This is a genomic window from uncultured Azohydromonas sp. (assembly GCF_937926365.1).
Lineage (GTDB): Bacteria > Pseudomonadota > Gammaproteobacteria > Burkholderiales > Burkholderiaceae_C > Azohydromonas.
Genome location: NZ_CALAOH010000025.1, coordinates 1 through 16,200, shown reverse-complemented (window position 1 = coordinate 16,200; position 16,200 = coordinate 1). Strand labels below are relative to the sequence as shown.

General features: G+C 71.3%; 12 protein-coding genes. 7 read left to right on the top strand and 5 right to left on the bottom strand.

Annotated elements, in window-relative coordinates; genetic code table 11:
• Positions 1 to 69: 69 nt before the first annotated feature.
• Positions 70 to 942: a helix-turn-helix domain-containing protein gene (locus Q0741_RS02665; protein WP_298231651.1), complete on the top strand. Its 873-nt coding sequence runs from the start codon at positions 70 to 72 to the stop codon at positions 940 to 942.
• 61 nt (positions 943 to 1,003) lie between these two features.
• Here Q0741_RS02665 and Q0741_RS02660 read toward each other — a convergent pair whose 3' ends face one another.
• Both Q0741_RS02660 and Q0741_RS02655 read right to left on the bottom strand, forming a co-directional pair.
• Positions 1,004 to 1,516, bottom strand: a complete 513-nt coding sequence (locus tag Q0741_RS02660; RefSeq protein WP_298231650.1) for a hemerythrin domain-containing protein — start codon at positions 1,514 to 1,516, stop codon at positions 1,004 to 1,006.
• A 126-nt stretch (positions 1,517 to 1,642) separates the two neighbouring features.
• Entirely contained in the window at positions 1,643 to 2,626 is a 984-nt protein-coding gene (locus Q0741_RS02655) for a chemotaxis protein CheB (protein WP_298231649.1), read from the bottom strand.
• 112 nt (positions 2,627 to 2,738) lie between these two features.
• On the opposite strand from Q0741_RS02655, the gene Q0741_RS02650 reads away from it, so the two are divergent.
• The 4 genes from Q0741_RS02650 to Q0741_RS02635 are packed head-to-tail and all read left to right on the top strand — an operon-like array spanning position 2,739 to position 9,844.
• Complete coding sequence (locus Q0741_RS02650; protein WP_298231648.1) at positions 2,739 to 6,857, top strand: chemotaxis protein CheB; 4,119 nt, start codon at positions 2,739 to 2,741, stop codon at positions 6,855 to 6,857.
• Between the two features lie 55 nt (positions 6,858 to 6,912).
• Positions 6,913 to 7,572: a hypothetical protein gene (locus Q0741_RS02645; RefSeq protein ID WP_298231647.1), complete on the top strand. Its 660-nt coding sequence runs from the start codon at positions 6,913 to 6,915 to the stop codon at positions 7,570 to 7,572.
• Positions 7,573 to 7,580: 8 nt separating this feature from the next.
• Positions 7,581 to 9,152 carry a PAS domain-containing protein gene (locus Q0741_RS02640; RefSeq protein ID WP_298231646.1) on the top strand — a complete coding sequence of 524 codons (1,572 nt, stop codon included), beginning with the start codon at positions 7,581 to 7,583 and terminating at the stop codon, positions 9,150 to 9,152.
• Positions 9,153 to 9,154: 2 nt separating this feature from the next.
• On the top strand, positions 9,155 to 9,844 hold the full coding sequence (locus Q0741_RS02635) for a response regulator transcription factor (protein ID WP_029001277.1): 690 nt from the start codon (positions 9,155 to 9,157) through the stop codon (positions 9,842 to 9,844).
• Between the two features lie 49 nt (positions 9,845 to 9,893).
• Here the strand turns inward: Q0741_RS02635 and Q0741_RS02630 are convergent, their stop codons facing one another.
• From Q0741_RS02630 to Q0741_RS02620, 3 genes are all read right to left on the bottom strand, one after another.
• Positions 9,894 to 10,172, bottom strand: a complete 279-nt coding sequence (locus Q0741_RS02630) for a hypothetical protein (protein ID WP_298231645.1) — start codon at positions 10,170 to 10,172, stop codon at positions 9,894 to 9,896.
• 80 nt (positions 10,173 to 10,252) lie between these two features.
• Complete coding sequence (locus Q0741_RS02625) at positions 10,253 to 11,221, bottom strand: bestrophin family protein (RefSeq protein WP_298231644.1); 969 nt, start codon at positions 11,219 to 11,221, stop codon at positions 10,253 to 10,255.
• A 135-nt stretch (positions 11,222 to 11,356) separates the two neighbouring features.
• Positions 11,357 to 12,877 carry an acetyl-CoA hydrolase/transferase family protein gene (locus tag Q0741_RS02620; protein WP_298231643.1) on the bottom strand — a complete coding sequence of 507 codons (1,521 nt, stop codon included), beginning with the start codon at positions 12,875 to 12,877 and terminating at the stop codon, positions 11,357 to 11,359.
• A gap of 120 nt (positions 12,878 to 12,997) precedes the next feature.
• Here Q0741_RS02620 and Q0741_RS02615 point away from each other — a divergent pair, with 120 nt between their 5' ends.
• Positions 12,998 to 13,954, top strand: a complete 957-nt coding sequence (locus tag Q0741_RS02615; RefSeq protein WP_298231642.1) for a LysR substrate-binding domain-containing protein — start codon at positions 12,998 to 13,000, stop codon at positions 13,952 to 13,954.
• A 231-nt stretch (positions 13,955 to 14,185) separates the two neighbouring features.
• Positions 14,186 to 16,093 (top strand): 1,4-alpha-glucan branching protein GlgB, encoded by a 1,908-nt coding sequence (glgB, locus tag Q0741_RS02610; RefSeq protein ID WP_298231641.1) that lies wholly within the window; start codon positions 14,186 to 14,188, stop codon positions 16,091 to 16,093.
• Positions 16,094 to 16,200 lie beyond the last annotated feature (107 nt).

Genomic DNA, 16,200 nt, shown 5'->3' with positions numbered 1-16,200 from the left:
TGCTTCAAGCATGACGGTTCGTTTTGAATATAAATATTTATTATTTATGACTTATTTGGCGGGGACGATGTGCTGGGCTCGGTGCTGCTGTTTCACCGGCAGGCGCTTGACGATATTTCAATAAGCACCTTCGAGCGCGGCGCCAGCATCATCGGCGTCGTGCTGCTGTCCCAGGAACGCAGCGAAGCGGGCAAGCGCCGGGACGTTTCCATGCTCCTGCGCTCCCTGGTTTCGTTGCGGCACGATCCCTCGGCGGAGCTTGTCGGCCAGGCGGAACGGCTGGGCCTCGATCTTTCCCAGCCGGTCTCCCTGATCGTCGTCGAAATGGACGAGCCCAAACCCAGTTATGCCGCCCGGCGGCTGGGCATGCGGCCGGAGTTCTCGAACGTGGTGCTCGACGATCTGGACGGCGTTCTGATACTGCTGTGCAACAGCACGCGCGCCAGGGACCTGGTGCGGTCCGTGACGGCCTCGGCCTTGCCGGAATTCGGCCCCGCCTACCGGGGCGTGCTTTCCCGGCCCGTTTCCAGCCCGACGGAAATTCCGGCGCTTTACGCCACGCTGCGGCGGGCGCTTTCCGTGCTGGCGCGCATCGGCGTGCGCGGGCACATCACGGACCAGAACGAAATGGCCCTGTATTCCACCCTGTTCGAAACCCACGACCAGGCCAGTTTGAACAGCTTTCTGGAGGCCACCATCGGCGCGCTGCTGTCACAGGATCTGAAGCGCGGTTCGGAATTGGCGCGCACGCTGCTGGTGTATTTCGACAGCAACCAGAACGCCAAGATGGCCGCCCAGCGCCTGGGCATTCACGTCAACACGGTCCGGCAGCGGCTGGCCACCATCGAGGAATTGACGGGCCCTTGGGGCAACGCCACGCGCGCGCTGGAAATTCACATGGCGCTGCGGCTGTGGAGCCTGCGCACGCCGGGCCCCCAGTGAATGAGACGGGTCCCGCCTCACGGGCGAGACGGGAGTCCTTGAGTCGCTACGCGGACCGAAATCACACCTCCACCGGCTGCCGCGCCGCCAGCAGCGGGCGCGCGGCCGGGAACACCTGGCCCTCCTCCAGCGCGATGTGCTCCATGTACAGGTCGGCGAACACGATGAAGCCCTGGCGCAGCAGCTCCAGGTCGTAGCCGGTGTAGCCCGCGGCCAGCGCGCTGAGCTGCGGGCCCAGCTCCAGCCAGTCCTCCTCCAGCCAGCCGTGGTCCTGCTGCAGCCGCTTGACCTGCTGCACCAGCGCCGCGTCACCCTCGGCCAGCAGCAGCGGAAAGAGCTGCTCCTCCTCGTCCTCGTGGTGCGCGCGCGCCTCGCTGCCGAAGAAGGCACAGATCGCCTCGGCCTGCGCCCGCGTCTGGGCATCCGCCCCCTGCGCCTCGATGCGGTTGAGCAGCTCATACAAGCGCTCCATCTGCACCACCACCTCGCGGTGCGTGCTGTCCAGCGAGGCCGTCAGGTCGATCGGGGGCACCGCGGGCCGCGCGGGCCGGTGACGATTGGCCAAGGCTTCCATGCACATCTCCTTGTCGAACGGGATGCGCCCATTGTTGCCACGCGCCACGCCGCGCCTTTGTGGCGCATCAATCTCGCCTCAGCGACCAACGCGGAAGTCAAGCAGGGATAACCCCGGGACCGTGGCTCAGCCCTGTTCCACCAGCGCGCGCAAGGTATCGGCTTGCACGCGCAACTGCTCGGCCTCGGTCTCGGCCTGCAGCGCGTGGGCCTCGTCGCCGGCGCTGCGGTCCAGGTCAGCGATCTTGCGCAGCAGCACTTCCTTCTCCTGCAGTGCGCGCACGGCGGACCACAGCGCGTTCTCGGTGGCCTCCTGCTGCACCATCGCCAGCGAGCGCAGCGAGAAGCCGTGCCCGGTGTGGCAACGGTAGCGCGGCGGGTTGGCGCCACGGATCTCCCACAGCGTGCCCTTGCAGTCCGGGCACACCAGCGTGGAAGGCGTGGCCACCAGTTCCAGGTCGTCCATGGCGTTCTCTCCTCCCAGGCTGGCCTGGTGCTCGTGCACCAGGCGCGCCGGCGGCACAGGGGCTTCCCCGGCCGGGACCCCCTGCCGCACCAGCTCCCCCAGCAACGGGGCGATGCGCTCCAGCGGCAGGCAGTGGTCCACCTTCACCGCCTGCAGTGCCGCGCTGGGCATGCCCGGGTCCTCGGCATCGGCCGGGTCCTGCACCACGGCCAGGCCGCCGCATTCCTTGATGGCGTGCAGCCCGGCGGTGCCGTCATCGAGGCCGCCGGTGAGCAGCACGCCGATGACGCGCGGCCCGTGGCTCAGCGCCGCGGAGCGGAACAGCGGGTCCACCGCCGGGCGGGTGTGGTGTTCCTTGGGGCCGCGTGTGAGCTGCACGGCGCCGTTGTCGTCGAGCAGCAGGTGGTGGTCGGGCGGGGCGACGAGGATGCGCCCGCGCCGGAGCGTCTCGCCGCTGAAGGCATGCGCCGCAGGCAGCGGCCCCACCGCTTCCAGCAGCTCGGGCAGGTTGCTTTTGAAAGCACCCACGTGCAGCACCACGCACACCGCCGCGTCGAAGTCCGCCGGCAAGGCCGCCGCCACGACCCGCAAGGCGCGGACGCCGCCGGCGCTGGCGCCGATCACCACGATGTCGCGTCGGGCCATGGTTGCTCCGGTGTGAAGGTGCAGCGAAGCTGCGGCAATCCGCGCACCCGGTGTCGGATTCGTCGCGGCTGCGCCTAGGGTGACAATGGTTGGCTCAGCCACCGGTCGTCCCATGAGCTCAGTACCGTCCCTGCCCACCTCGCGCGAAGACAACCTCAAGCCCAGCCAGCTGGACTTCCCGGTGGTGGGCATCGGTGCCTCGGCCGGGGGCATCCCGGCGCTGCAGACCTTTTTCAAGGCCATGCCGGCGGACTGCGGCATGGCCTTCGTGGTGGTGCTGCACCTCTCGCCCAAGCACGCGAGCAACCTCGCCGGCGTGCTGCAGGGCGTCACCTCGATGAACGTGGTCGTGCCCGAGGAGGCCACGCCCATCGAGCGCGACACGGTCTACGTCATCGCGCCCAACCGCATGCTGGCGATGAACGACAGCTACCTCAGCGTCAACACGCTGGAGCGCGCGCACGGGCGCCAGATCACGATCGACCTGTTCTTCCGCACCCTGGCGGTGGTGCACCGCGAGCGCGCCTTCGCGGTGGTGCTCTCGGGCACGGGCGCCGATGGCTCGGTGGGCATCACGCGCATCAAGGAGGAAGGCGGCGTGACGCTGGCGCAGCAGCCGCAGGAGGCGGAGTTCGACGGCATGCCGCGCGCGGCCATCGCCACCGGCGTGGTGGACTGGGTGCTGCCGGTGGCCGAGATGCCGGGGAAGCTCCTGGACCTCTGGGCCAATGCCCGGGCCATCGAGCTGCCCGGCGCGGTGGAGCTGGGGCTGCGCGTGGACGCGCCGCCCAGCGCCGAGGCCGCCAAGGACGCCGAGGAGGCGCTGCGCGACGTGCTGATCCTGCTGCGCACGCGCACCGGCCATGACTTCCGCAACTACAAGCGCGCCACGGTGCTGCGCCGCCTGGAGCGGCGCATGCAGGTGCACGGCGTGCCCAACCTGCCGGCCTACCGCGCCTTCCTGCAGGCCAACCCCGAGGAGGCCTCGGCGCTGCTCAAGGACCTGCTCATCGGCGTGACGAACTTCTTCCGCGACCCCGAGGCCTTCGAGCTGCTGCAGCGGGACGTGGTGCCCGAAGTGGTGGAGCAGGCGGCGCAGTCGCCCGCGGGGCTGCGCGCGTGGGTGGCGGGCTGCGCCACGGGCGAGGAGGCCTACTCCATCGCCATGCTGCTGTGCGAGCAGGCGTCGCTGGTGGCGCAGCCGCCCAAGATCCACCTCTTCGCCACCGACATCGACGAGGCCGCCATCGGCGTGGCGCGGCTGGGCTGCTATCCCGGGGCGATCGAGACCGACGTGAGCCCCACGCGGCTGCGGCGCTTCTTCGACAAGGAGGGACACCAGTACCGCATCCGCAAGGAGGTGCGCGAGAAGGTGATGTTTGCCGCGCACAACATCCTGCGCGACCCGCCCTTCTCGCGGCTGGACCTCATCAGCTGCCGCAACCTGCTCATCTACCTGGACCGCGAGGTGCACGGCGAGATCCTGGAGATGTTCCATTTCGCCTTGAAGCCCGGCGGCATCCTGGTGCTGGGCAGCTCGGAGTCGGCCGACACCGCCTCGCAGCTGTTCTCGGTGGTGGACAAGAAGAACCGGATCTTCCGCGCCAACCCCGTGACGCGCACACCGCGCTACGTGCCCTCGCTGCCCACCCTCGGCCCCTCCGGCACCGTGGCCACGCCGGGCGAGGCGCGCCCCGAGAAGCGCGGCGTGAGCTTCGCGGAGCTGCACCACCGGCTGGCCGAGCAGTACGCGCCGCCCTCGGTGCTCATCGACGGCGACGGCAACATCGTGCACCTGTCGGAGCAGGCCGGGCGCTTCCTGCGCTACGGCGGCGGCGCGCCCACGCACCAGCTGCTCAACCTGGTGCAGCCGGAGCTGCGGCTGGAGCTGCGCACCGCCCTGTTCCAGGCCGCGCGCACGGGCAAGAGCGTGGAGGCGCGGCGCGTGCACGTCAGCAGCGACGGGCGCAGCCGCATCGTGACCATGACGGTGCGCCCGGTGCAGGAGGCCGGCGCGGGGATGAGCCTGTCGATGGTGCTGTTCGACGAGGTCGAGGACTCCATGGCCAGCGAGGCGCGCGGCCCCGACGCCCAGGGACGCGACCCGGTGGTAGCGCAGCTGGAAGAGGAGCTGCGCCGCGTCAAGGAGCAGCTGCAGGGCACCATCGAGCAGTCGGAGACCTCCAACGAGGAGCTCAAGGCCAGCAACGAGGAACTGCAGGCCATCAACGAGGAGCTGCGCTCCACCACCGAGGAGCTGGAAACCAGCAAGGAGGAGCTGCAGTCGATCAACGAGGAGCTCATCACCGTCAACCACGAGCTCAAGACCAAGGTGGAGGAGACGGGCAAGATCAACGACGACCTGCACAACCTCATCGCCTCCACCGACATCGCCACCGTGTTCGTGGACCGCGCGATGAGCATCAAGCGCTTCACGCCGCACGCCACGCGGCTGTTCAACCTCATCCCCACCGACGTCGGCCGCTCGCTGCTGGACATCACGCACCGGCTGGACTATCCCACCCTGGCCGAGGACGCGTCCGACGCCTTCCAGTCGCTGCGCATGATCGAGCGCGAGGTGCGCAGCCAGGAGGGCAGCTGGTACCTCGCGCGCGTGCTGCCGTACCGCACCAGCGAGGACCGCATCGAGGGCGCGGTGCTGACCTTCGTGGACATCACCAGCCGGCGCAAGGCCGAGGAGACGATGCGGCTGCTGGCCGAGAGCACCAAGGACTACGCCATCCTCACCATGGACCTGCAGGGCCGCGTCACCACCTGGAACCACGGCGCCGAGCGGCTGTTCGGCTGGAGCGAGGCCGAGGCGCTGGGGCAGCCGGTGGACATGCTGTTCACACCCGAGGACGTGGAGGCCGGCGTCCCGGAGCAGGAGCGCGTGCGCGCGCGCGACACCGGACGCAGCGAGGACGAGCGCTGGCACCAGCGCAAGGACGGCAGCCGCTTCTGGTGCAGCGGCGTCACCACGCCGCTGTACGAGGGCGGCCAGCTGCACGGCTGGGGCAAGATCGCGCGCGACCTCACCGGCAGCAAGCGCGCCGAGACCGAGCGCGAGGTGCTGCTGCGGCGCGCCGCGGCCGGCCGGGCCGAGGCGGTGGCGGCCAACGAGCTCAAGAACGAGTTCCTGGCCGTGCTCTCGCACGAGCTCAAGAACCCGCTGAACCTGATCCAGCTCAGCGCCGAGCTGCTGCTGCGCCTGCCCGAAGGGCGCGCGCTGCCGGCGGTGGTGCGTGCGGCCGAAACCATCCAGCGCACGGTGCGCAGCCAGGCGCAGATCATCGACGACCTGCTGGACCTCTCGCGGCTGCATACCGGCAAGCTCGCGCTGCACCGCGCGGCCATGGACTGGGCCGCCACGGTGCACACCATCGCCGGGGCGTTGCAGGAGGAGGCGGCCACGCGCCAGGTGACGCTGAGCGTGGCGCTGCCCGAGGCGCCGGTGGTGCTGGACGCCGACCCGGTGCGCATGGAGCAGGTGGTGTGGAACCTGCTGAGCAACGCGCTGAAGTTCACGCCCGCGGGCGGACGGGTGGACGTGACGCTGCGCATGCTGGACGGCCACGCCGAGCTGCAGGTGCGAGACACCGGACGCGGCATCGCAGCCGAGACGCTGCCGCACGTGTTCGGCATGTTCAAGCAGGCCGAGCCGGCCGCGCGGCGCCAGGGCGGGCTGGGCATCGGGCTGGCGCTGGTGCGCAGCCTGGTGCTGGGCCATGGCGGCCAGTTGCAGGCCGAGTCGGCCGGGCTGGACCAGGGGGCCTGCTTCACGGTGCGCCTGCCCCTGGCCGGGCATGCGCCGCTGCCCACGGAAGACACCGGCCGCACCAGCGGCGAGCTGACGGGGCGCCGCGCGCTGGTGGTGGACGACGACGGGCAGGCGGTGGAGCTGCTGCGCCAGCTGCTGGAGCTCGAAGGCGCCGAGGTGCGCACCAGCACCGATGCGGCGCAGGCGCTGAAGCTGGCCGAGCAGGAGACGCCCAACTTCGTCATCACCGAGATGGCGCTGCACGGCATGGACGGGCTGCAGTTGCTGCAGGCGCTGCGCGAGCGCCCGGCGCTCAAGGCCGTGCCCGTGATCGCCCTCACCGGCGTGGGCCGCCCCGGCGACGCGCGCCGCGCCGTGGCCGCGGGCTTCGCCGCGCACCTGCGCAAGCCCGTGACGCTGGACAAGCTGCTGCACGCGCTGCGCGAGGTGCTGCCCCGGCGCGACGAGTGAGACACGTCCCGGGCACAAGGGATGCCCGCAACCACCTGATCGGGATGCACGCCTCATGTCCCTTGACAACTGTCCCCCTGCCCCGCCCCTGGAAGACCTGGGCCTGATGGAGCCGATGCCCGGTTCCGAGCCTTTCAATGCCGCGGCCTGGGTGTTTGCGCTGCCCACGCCGGGCTACCGCATGCTGGCCGAGATCGGCCCGGAAACCGGCGCCACGCGGCGCGGCGTGCGGCTGCGCAGCCGCCGCGGCGTGGATGCCACGCGCCGGTTCTCCGAGGTGGCGCGCGCGCTGGCCGCGCTGCGCGTGGCCCGCACGGTGGTGGACGGCGAGGTCTGCGTGCTCGATGCCGCCGGGCGCAGCGACCTGCAATCGCTGCACGCGCGCGCGCTGCATCCTGGCCATCGGCCCGGCACCAGCCCGGTGGTGATGAGCCTGCGCGACGTGCTGGTGTGGGAGGCGCGGGACGTGCGCGGCCTGCCCTGGCGCGAGCGGCAGCAACTGCTGCAGTCCTTGCCGCTGCAGGCCGGGGCGGCGCTGAGGCTGGAGCGCACCGTGCGCGCCGAGGGCCACTGGCTGTTCCGGCAGGCCCTGGCGTTGGGGAGCGAGGCCATCCACGCGCACCGTGCGGACGCGCCCTACGAGGCGGGGCGCAGCCTCGTCTGGTTGAGCATCCCAGTGCCCACGGCCACGCAAACGCAAAGCCTGGCGGCATAAGGACCGGCATGGACACGCATGCGCTCCCGAACGACGGCACCGAGCGCGCCGCGTTGCGCCAGCTGTTCGAGGTCGAAGGCATCGGGCTGTGCCTGGGCGAACCCTCCACCGGGCGGCTGCTGCGCGTCAACCGTGGGCTGGCTGCCATGCTCGGCCGCGAGCCCGCGGAGCTGGAGGGCCACGGCTTCCTGGACTTCACGCACCCGCAGGACCGCGAATCAAGCTGGGAGCGCTTCCAGCGCCTGGTGCGCGGCGAGCTGTCCGAGCTGCGCATGGAGAAGCGCTACCTGCACGCCGACGGCTCGGCGCGCTGGGCGCTGATGACGGTGAACCTGCTGCGCGACGCGCAGGGGCAGCCCTGGCGCACGCTGGCGGTGGTCATGGACATCGACGCGCGCCGCCGCACCGAGCAGGCGCTGGCGCAGAGCCGCGAGCGGCTGGAGCTGGCGCTGGGCGCCGCGCAGCTGGGGCTGTGGGAGTGGGACTTCGCCACCGGGCGGCTGTGGTACTCCGACGAAGTGCTCACGCACACCGGGCTGACGCGCGCGCAGCTCGACAACGACATCGACTGCTGGCGCCGCCTGGTCCATCCGGAGGACGTGGAGGTGATCTGGGCCGCCGATGAGGCCGCGCGCCGCGGCGAGGGCTTCCATGCCGAGTACCGGATGGTGCGGCCCGACGGGCGCGTGTGCTGGGTGGCCAACCATGCCCGCAGCGTGTGCGACATCAACGGCAAGCCGCTGCGCATGGTGGGCACGCTGGCCGACATCACCGAGCGCAAGGAAGCCGAGGAGGCGCTGCGCCAGGCGCGCGACGAGCTGGAGCTGCGTGTACATGAGCGCACCGCCGCGCTGGCGCTGGCCAACACGCAGCTGGCCAACGAGGTCACGGAGCGCCGCGCCACCGAGGGCCAGGTGCGCGAGCTGCTGGGCCAGCTCGTGAGCACCGAGGAGGACGAGCGCAAGCGCATCGCGCGCGAGCTGCACGACTCGCTGGGCCAGCACCTCACGGCGCTGACACTGGGCCTGCGCGCGGTGCAGGAGGACCCGGCACTGCCCGCGGCGCTGCGCCAGCGCCTGGCCCAGCTGCGCGAGGTGACGCGGCACCTGGACGAGGACGTGGACCGGCTGTCCTACGAGCTGCGCCCCTCGGTGCTGGACGACCTGGGCCTGAACGAGGCGCTGCGCGAGCTGGCCGGCGCCTGGGCCGAGGACAGTGGCGTGCCGGTGGACATCCACACCCGCGGGCTGCGCGGGCGGCGTTTCCCGCAGGCGCTGGAGACCACCGTGTACCGCGTGGTGCAGGAGGCTCTGAACAACATCCGCAAGCACGCCCAGGCCTCGCGCGTGGGCCTGATCGTGGAGCTGCACGAAGGCGAGCTGCGCGCCATCGTCGAGGACGATGGGCGCGGCATCGACGCCTGCGAACGCCAGGTGCCGGCCGCGCCGGGACGGCGGCTGGGACTGCGCGGCATGGCCGAGCGCGCCCGGCTGGCCGGTGGCCGGCTGGACCTGGAATCCGAACCGGGACGGGGCACCACGGTGTACCTGAGCGTCCCGCTGCAACCTGAGGAGAGCTGAGCATGCATGTGGTGGAAGGCGGAAATCATCGCTGGCGCGTACTGCTGGCGGACGACCACGCGGTGCTGCGCGAGGGCCTGGCGATGCTGGTGTCCACGCAGCCCGACATGGAGGTGGTGGCGCAGGCGCGCAGCGGCCGCGAGGCGGTGCAGATGGCGCAGCGCCTGAAGCCCGACGTGGCGGTGCTGGACGTGTCGATGCCCGACGTGGGCGGCGCCGAGGCCGCGGAACAGATCCACGAAAGCTGCCCGGAGGTGCACGTGCTGGCACTCACGCGCCACGCGGACCAGGGCTACCTGCGCCGCATGCTGCGCGCGGGCGCGGCGGGCTACGTGGTCAAGCGCGCCGCGGGCGATGCGCTGATCGGCGCGATCCGCACCGTGGCCGGCGGCGGCACCTACGTGGACCCGAGCATGGCCGGCGCGCTGGTGGCGCGCATGATCCGCCAGCCCGGCCAGGAGACGGGCGGGCGCAAGCGCCCGGCACTGAGCGAGCGCGAGGAGCAGGTGCTGCGCCTCATCGCCTGGGGCAAGAGCAACAAGGAAGTCGCCACGCAGCTCGGGATCAGCGTGAAGACGGTGGAGTTCTACAAGGCCGGCGCGCTGGACAAGCTGCAGCTGCGCACCCGCACCGACATCCTGCGCCACGCCCTGGCGGAGAAGTGGCTGAGCGAGGAGGACGATCCGGAGTGAGACGCCACGGCGGCCCGGAGCTGCCGCCGCGCGGCAGGTGCTCGACCGCTCAGTCGCCCTGCTCCCCCGCCCCGCCACGCACCTCGTCCACGCCGGGACGGCGCAGCGGCTCGCGTCCGCCGGGGCCGCTGGAGTCGCGCCCGCCGACGGTGCCGGCGCCGGTGTCGCGCGTACCGCCGCCGACGACGGGGCCGCCGTCGTCGCTGCGCTCCTCGGGCGAGACCGCGTCCGGCGACACGGGGTTGAGCGCGCCGACTTCCGCTTCGCCGGCCGGGTGGCGTTCGGGCACGCCGGCGGCGTCCTTGGATGGGTTCTGGGTGGTGGCCATGTCTGCTGTCCTCGGGGTCCTTGGTTGGCCCGTGGTACGGCAAGGCCGGTGCCCGGAACGGCAACAGCCGCGGGACAGGCTCAGCGCAGCAGGTACTGGTCGTTCGGCCGCAGCAGTGCCGGCGGCGTCTCGCCCAGCAGCTCGCGCAGGCTGGACTCGATGCCCGCCACCATCGCGTCCAGCGCCAGGTCGTTGGGCTGCGTGCCGAAGGGCTCCTCGATCTCGTCGCTCAGGGACTCCAGCGCGAAGAAGGTGTAGGAGACGAAGCCCACCACCAGCGGCGTCATCCAGCCGATGGAGTCCACCAGCCCGAAAGGCAGCAGGAAGCAGTAGCAGTAGGCGCTGCGGTGCAGGATCACCGAGTAGGTGAAGGGCAGCGGCGTGTTGGCGATGCGCTCGCAGCCCCCGAGATGGCCCATGAGCCGGTCCAGCGAGCGCTCCATGGGCAGCGCGAGCATGGGATCGAGCCGGCCCTGCGCACGCCATCCGCGCAGGCGCTGCCCCAGCCACAGCCCCACCGCCTGCGGCGCGTGGCGCAGCCCGGGCAGGCGCCGCAGCAGCTCCTCGGGCAGCAGCGCCGCCAGGGCGTGGTCGGCCGGCTGCGCGCGCAACTGGTTGCGCATCGAGGCCGCGAAGCCCGCCAGGCCCAGCACGAAGGCGCGCACCTCGGCGTCCATCGCCGGCGTGGCGGCGTCGGCCGGGCGCGGCGCGGAGGGCACCGAGGCCACGGGCGGCTGCACCAGCGTCAGCGCGTGGCGCGCGAGGTTGCGCGTCTCGATCAGCACCCCGCCCCAGAGCTTGCGCGCCTCCCAGTAGCGGTCGTAGCTGGCGTTGATGCGAAAGCCCAGGAAGATCGCCAGCGACACGCCCATGAGCGAGAACGGCGCGGCGGTGAGCGTGACCTTCCAGTGGAAGAGCGTCCCGTGCGCGGCCACGACGGCGAAGGACAGCGCATAGACGAACAGCAGCTGGCCGGCGATGCGCGGCATCAGCGAGCCGCGGCGAGCGAACAGCAGTCCGACCCAGCTCGGACGGGGACGGACGATCATGCGAGCTTCATTTCCGGTTCGGAACGCAAGAGCGGGCCGCCCGGCCGCGCGGCATGCGCCGCGGCCGGATCAGGCCCGCGAGGGACTGGGGCGCCGACTCCAGCGGCGCCGTCGAGGGGGAACCGGAATGCGCCCTCAGGCGCTCCCCATGCGCTTGCCGGCTTGCGCCTGCAGGTGCCAGTTGAAGGCCTCCTGCAGCAGGTGCGGCGTGTGGCGGCCGCTGCCGGCCTCCAGCGCGCGGCGCACGTAGTCGCGCAGCAGCGGCTTGAAGTCGGGGTGGGCGCAGTTCTCGATGACCAGGCGCGCGCGCTGCTTGGGCGAGAGCCCGCGCAGGTCAGCCAGGCCCTGCTCGGTGACGATGACCTGCACGTCGTGCTCGGTGTGGTCCACGTGCGAGGCCATGGGCACGATGCAGGAGATGGCGCCGTTCTTGGCCGTGGAAGGCGTCATGAAGATGGACAGCCAGGCGTTGCGCGCGAAATCGCCCGAGCCGCCGATGCCGTTCATGATCCGCGTGCCGTGCACGTGCGTGGAGTTGACGTTGCCGTAGATGTCGGCCTCGATCATCCCGTTCATGGCGATCACGCCCAGGCGGCGCACGACCTCCGGATGGTTCGAGATCTCCTGCGGGCGCAGCACGATGCGGCTGCGGTAGAAGTCGATGTCACGCTGGAACTCGGCCAGCGCCTCGGCGCCCAGCGACAGCGCGGTGGCCGAGGCCGAGCGCAGCTTGCCGCTCTTGAGCAGCGCCAGCATCCCGTCCTGCAGCACCTCGGTGTAGGCCGTGAGGTTCTCGAAGGGCGCGTCCTGCAGACCGGCCATCACGGCGTTGGCGATGTTGCCCACGCCCGACTGCAGCGGCAGCAGCTCGCGCGGCAGGCGGCCCTTCTTCACCTCGTGCCGCAGGAACTCGATGATGTGCCCGGCGATGCGGCGCGAGCCCTCGTCGGGCGGCGTGAACTTCGTGTCGCGGTCGCGCGCGTGGGTCTCGACCACCGCCACCACCTTGCTCGGGTCGCAGCGGAAATAGGGCTCGCCGATGCGGTCGTCGGGCTTGACCAGCGGGATGGGCAGCCGCTGCGGCGGCAGGTGCGTGCCGTAGTAGATGTCGTGCATGCCCTGCAGGCCCGGCAGCAGCGCGCCGTTGACCTCCAGGATGATGCGGTCGGCCTGGTCCAGCCAGGTCTTGTTGTTGCCGACCGAGGCGGCGGGGATGAGGCGGCCGTCCTCCAGGATGCCCGCCACCTCCACCACGGCCACGTCCAGGTGGCCCAGGAAGCCGGACCACACGAACTGCGCCACGTGCGAGAGGTGGATGTCGAGGTACTCCATGCGCCCGGCGTTGATGCGCTCGCGGCACACGGGGTCGGACTGGTAGGGCAGCCGCAGCTCGATGCCGTCCACCTGCGCCAGCGCGGCGTCGAGCTCGGGCGCCGTGGAGGCGCCGGTCCACACGCCGACCCTGAAGGGCTCGCCATCCCGTTGCGACTGCGCGATGCGCTGTGCCAGCGCCTGCGGCACGGCCTTGGGATGGCCCGACCCGGTGAAGCCACTCATGCCCACGTTGTCGCCGGGCCGGATCAGCGCCGCCGCCTCCTGTGCGGACATCAGGCGCTGGCGAAGAGTGGGATTCAGGACGCGGCTCTGGTCGCTCATGGTGCGGCGGTCTCCAGGTAGTCGGAGAAAGTTGATAAGGGCAGCCAGCGTGACTGTAGGTAACGACGGCGGCGGCTACAAACGAGCTTTGCTGAGGCAACGCTTAAGCAATACTTATTCATGTCCCGCCCTCCCCGATTACCGCCCTTGCACCTGCTGCGCACCTTCGAAGCCGCAGCCCGCCACCTGAGCTTCACCAAGGCGGCGCAGGAACTGCACGTGACGCCGGCGGCGGTGAGCCAGCAGATCAAGGCACTGGAGGAGGCCCTGGGCGTGCCGCTGTTCCAGCGCCTGACGCGCGCGCTGCGCCTGACCGACGCCGGCGCCGCGCTGCTGCCCGGCGTCACCGAGGCCTTCAACACGCTGGCGGCCACGGTGGAGCGGGTGCGCGCCACGGGCACCACGGCCACGCTGGACCTGGCCGCGCCGCCCTCCTTCGCCAGCCACTGGTTGCTTCCGCGGCTGGACGACTTCTGCCGTCGCCACCCGGGCATCGAGCTGCGCCTGTCCAGCGGGCTGGACGCGGTGGAGCACGGCGGCGAGGCCTCGGCGCTGGAGCGGCTGCGCGCGCGCTCGAACGACGCCGTGCACCACCTGGCGATCGTCTTCGGCGCGGGCAGCTACCCCGGCTGGCGCGTGGTCCCGCTCTTCACGCCGCACTACCTGCCGGTGTGCACTCCGGCGCTGGCGCAAGCGCTGCACCAACCGGCGGACCTGGCCGGCTGCACGCTGATCCACGACGAGACGCTGGCCGGCGCCGGCGGACCGCTGGGCTTTGGTTGGCCGCAGTGGTTGCAGGCCGCGGGCGTGCGCCGGCCCGCCGATGCGCAACGCCAGCGGCGCTTTGCCAACGCGGTGCTGGCCATCGGCGCGGCGCTGGCCGGCCAGGGCGTGGCGCTGGTGTCCCGCGAATTGATCGCGCCGCAGCTCGCGGCCGGGACGCTGGTGGCGCCCTTCCCGCTGGCGGTGGAGGCGCCCTATGGCTACGCCCTGGTCACGCCGGAACGTAGCGCCGCGCGGCCGGCGGTGGCGGCACTGCGGGAGTGGCTGCAGCAGCAAGCATCTGTACAGGGTTGACCTGCTCGGTCATGCCCCCGGACGCAGATTGAGCGTCTCGTAACACCTTCATTCCCGCGTGGGCACACGCATTGCGGCAGGGCGGCGCCAACCCGAGCGCCAGGACGATCCTCATGCCGCCCTCCCCGCCCCCGCCATACCCCGTACCGCAGCGCGCCGCCCGGCGCGCCCCCTCCACCGCCGCTGGCGGTGGAACGAATGGCCGCAAAAACGCACCGGGAGCCTTGTGCCATGTGGGGTGAGCAGGACCGCTATCTCTTCCGCGAGGGCACGCACGCCAGGCTGTACGACCACCTCGGCGCGCGGCTGGACGAGCAGGGCGTCGTGCACTTCGCGGTGTGGGCGCCCAACGCGCGGCACGTGAGCGTCATCGGCGACTGGAACGGCTGGAACCCCGAGGCCGACCCGATGGCGCAGGGCGACGACAGCGGCGTGTGGCGCGTGAGCGTGGGCATCGCGCATCCCGGGCAGCGCTACAAGTACCGCGTCGTCGGGCACGGCGGCTACGTCATCGACAAGGCCGACCCGATGGCGCTGCAAACCGAGCTGCCGCCGGCCACCTCCTCGCGCATCACGCGGCTGGACTACGCGTGGCGCGACCAGGCCTGGATGCAGCAGCGCGCGCAGCGCAACGCGCTGGACGCGCCCATCTCCGTCTACGAGGTGCACGCGGGCTCCTGGCGCCGCCCGGACGGCGCGCCCATGGGCTGGCGCGAGCTGGCCCGCGCGCTGGCCGAGTACGTGCGGCAGCTGGGCTTCACGCACGTGGAGCTGATGCCCATCACCGAGCATCCCTTCTACGGCTCCTGGGGCTACCAGACCACGGGCTACTTCGCGCCCACGGCGCGCTACGGCTCGCCGCAGGACTTCATGTACTTCGTGGACCACCTGCACGAGCACGGCATCGGCGTGATCCTGGACTGGGTGCCCTCGCACTTCCCCACCGACGCGCACGGGCTGCAGTACTTCGACGGCACGCACCTCTACGAGCATGCCGACCCGCGCCAGGGCTTCCACCCCGAGTGGAACTCCAGCATCTTCAACTACGGCCGCGGCGAGGTCAGCAGCTTCCTCATCAGCTCGGCCCTGTTCTGGCTGGACCGCTACCACATCGACGCGCTGCGCGTGGACGCGGTGGCCTCGATGCTGTACCTGGACTACGCGCGCCGCGACGGCGAGTGGATCCCGAACCGGTACGGCGGCCACGAGAACCTGGAGGCCATCGCCTTCCTGCGCCGGCTCAACGAGGCGGTGTACCGGCAGTTCCCCGACGTGCAGACGATCGCCGAGGAGTCCACCGCCTGGCCCATGGTGTCGCGCCCGACCTCCATGGGCGGCCTGGGCTTCGGCATGAAATGGAACATGGGCTGGATGCACGACACCCTGGCCTTCATGCAGGAAGACCCGGTGCACCGGCGCTACCACCTGGGGCGCCTGAGCTTCTCGCTCATGTACGCCTTCAGCGAGAACTTCGTGCTGCCGCTCTCGCACGACGAGGTGGTGTACGGCAAGGGTTCGCTGATCAACAAGATGTCCGGCGACGACTGGCAGCGCTTCGCCAACCTGCGCGTGCTGCTGGGCTGGATGTGGACGCACCCGGGCAAGAAGCTGCTGTTCATGGGCGGCGAGTTCGGCCAGTGGCGCGAGTGGACGCACGAGGGCGAGCTGGACTGGGGCCTGACGCAGCAGCCGCTGCACGCCGGGCTGCAGCGCCTGGTGGCCGACCTCAACGCGCTGCTGCGCAGCGAGCCCGCGCTGCACGAGCTGGACTTCGGCTGGGAAGGCTTCCAGTGGCTGGAGGCGCAGGACGCCGAGCGCACGCTGCTGGCCTTCCTGCGCCGGCCGGCGCGGCGCGACGCCAAGCCGCTGCTGGTGGCCTGCAACTTCACGCCCGTGCCGCGCGAGAACGTGCTGCTGGGCGTGCCCGCGCGCGGCGTCTGGCGCGAGCTCCTCAACACCGATGCCCAGGTCTACGGCGGCTCGGGCTGGGGCAATTTCGGACGCATCGAATCCTCGCCGCTGCCCGCGCACGGCCAGCTGCATTCGATCCGCGTCGTGCTGCCGCCTCTGGCGGTCCTGGTTCTGCGGCACGAGAGCTATGGCGAAAACACCCTCCAAGTCCCCGAATCCCGCGGCTGATGCCGAGGTCCAACCCGCGCGCAAGCGCAGCAGCGCGCCGCGCAAGACGGGCGCCTTCAGCGCCGCGGCGGCACCGCTGTCCGCGGGCGAGCTGAGCGCGCCGGCGC

Coding starts and splice junctions, on each gene's coding strand:
- Q0741_RS02660 (WP_298231650.1), bottom strand. CDS start 1,516: ATGGAAGCCTTGGCCAATCGTCACCGGCCCGCGCGGCCCGCGGTGCCC.
- Q0741_RS02655 (WP_298231649.1), bottom strand. CDS start 2,626: ATGGCCCGACGCGACATCGTGGTGATCGGCGCCAGCGCCGGCGGCGTC.
- Q0741_RS02650 (WP_298231648.1), top strand. CDS start 2,739: ATGAGCTCAGTACCGTCCCTGCCCACCTCGCGCGAAGACAACCTCAAG.
- Q0741_RS02645 (WP_298231647.1), top strand. CDS start 6,913: ATGTCCCTTGACAACTGTCCCCCTGCCCCGCCCCTGGAAGACCTGGGC.
- Q0741_RS02640 (WP_298231646.1), top strand. CDS start 7,581: ATGGACACGCATGCGCTCCCGAACGACGGCACCGAGCGCGCCGCGTTG.
- Q0741_RS02635 (WP_029001277.1), top strand. CDS start 9,155: ATGCATGTGGTGGAAGGCGGAAATCATCGCTGGCGCGTACTGCTGGCG.
- Q0741_RS02630 (WP_298231645.1), bottom strand. CDS start 10,172: ATGGCCACCACCCAGAACCCATCCAAGGACGCCGCCGGCGTGCCCGAA.
- Q0741_RS02625 (WP_298231644.1), bottom strand. CDS start 11,221: ATGATCGTCCGTCCCCGTCCGAGCTGGGTCGGACTGCTGTTCGCTCGC.
- Q0741_RS02620 (WP_298231643.1), bottom strand. CDS start 12,877: ATGAGCGACCAGAGCCGCGTCCTGAATCCCACTCTTCGCCAGCGCCTG.
- Q0741_RS02615 (WP_298231642.1), top strand. CDS start 12,998: ATGTCCCGCCCTCCCCGATTACCGCCCTTGCACCTGCTGCGCACCTTC.
- glgB (WP_298231641.1), top strand. CDS start 14,186: ATGTGGGGTGAGCAGGACCGCTATCTCTTCCGCGAGGGCACGCACGCC.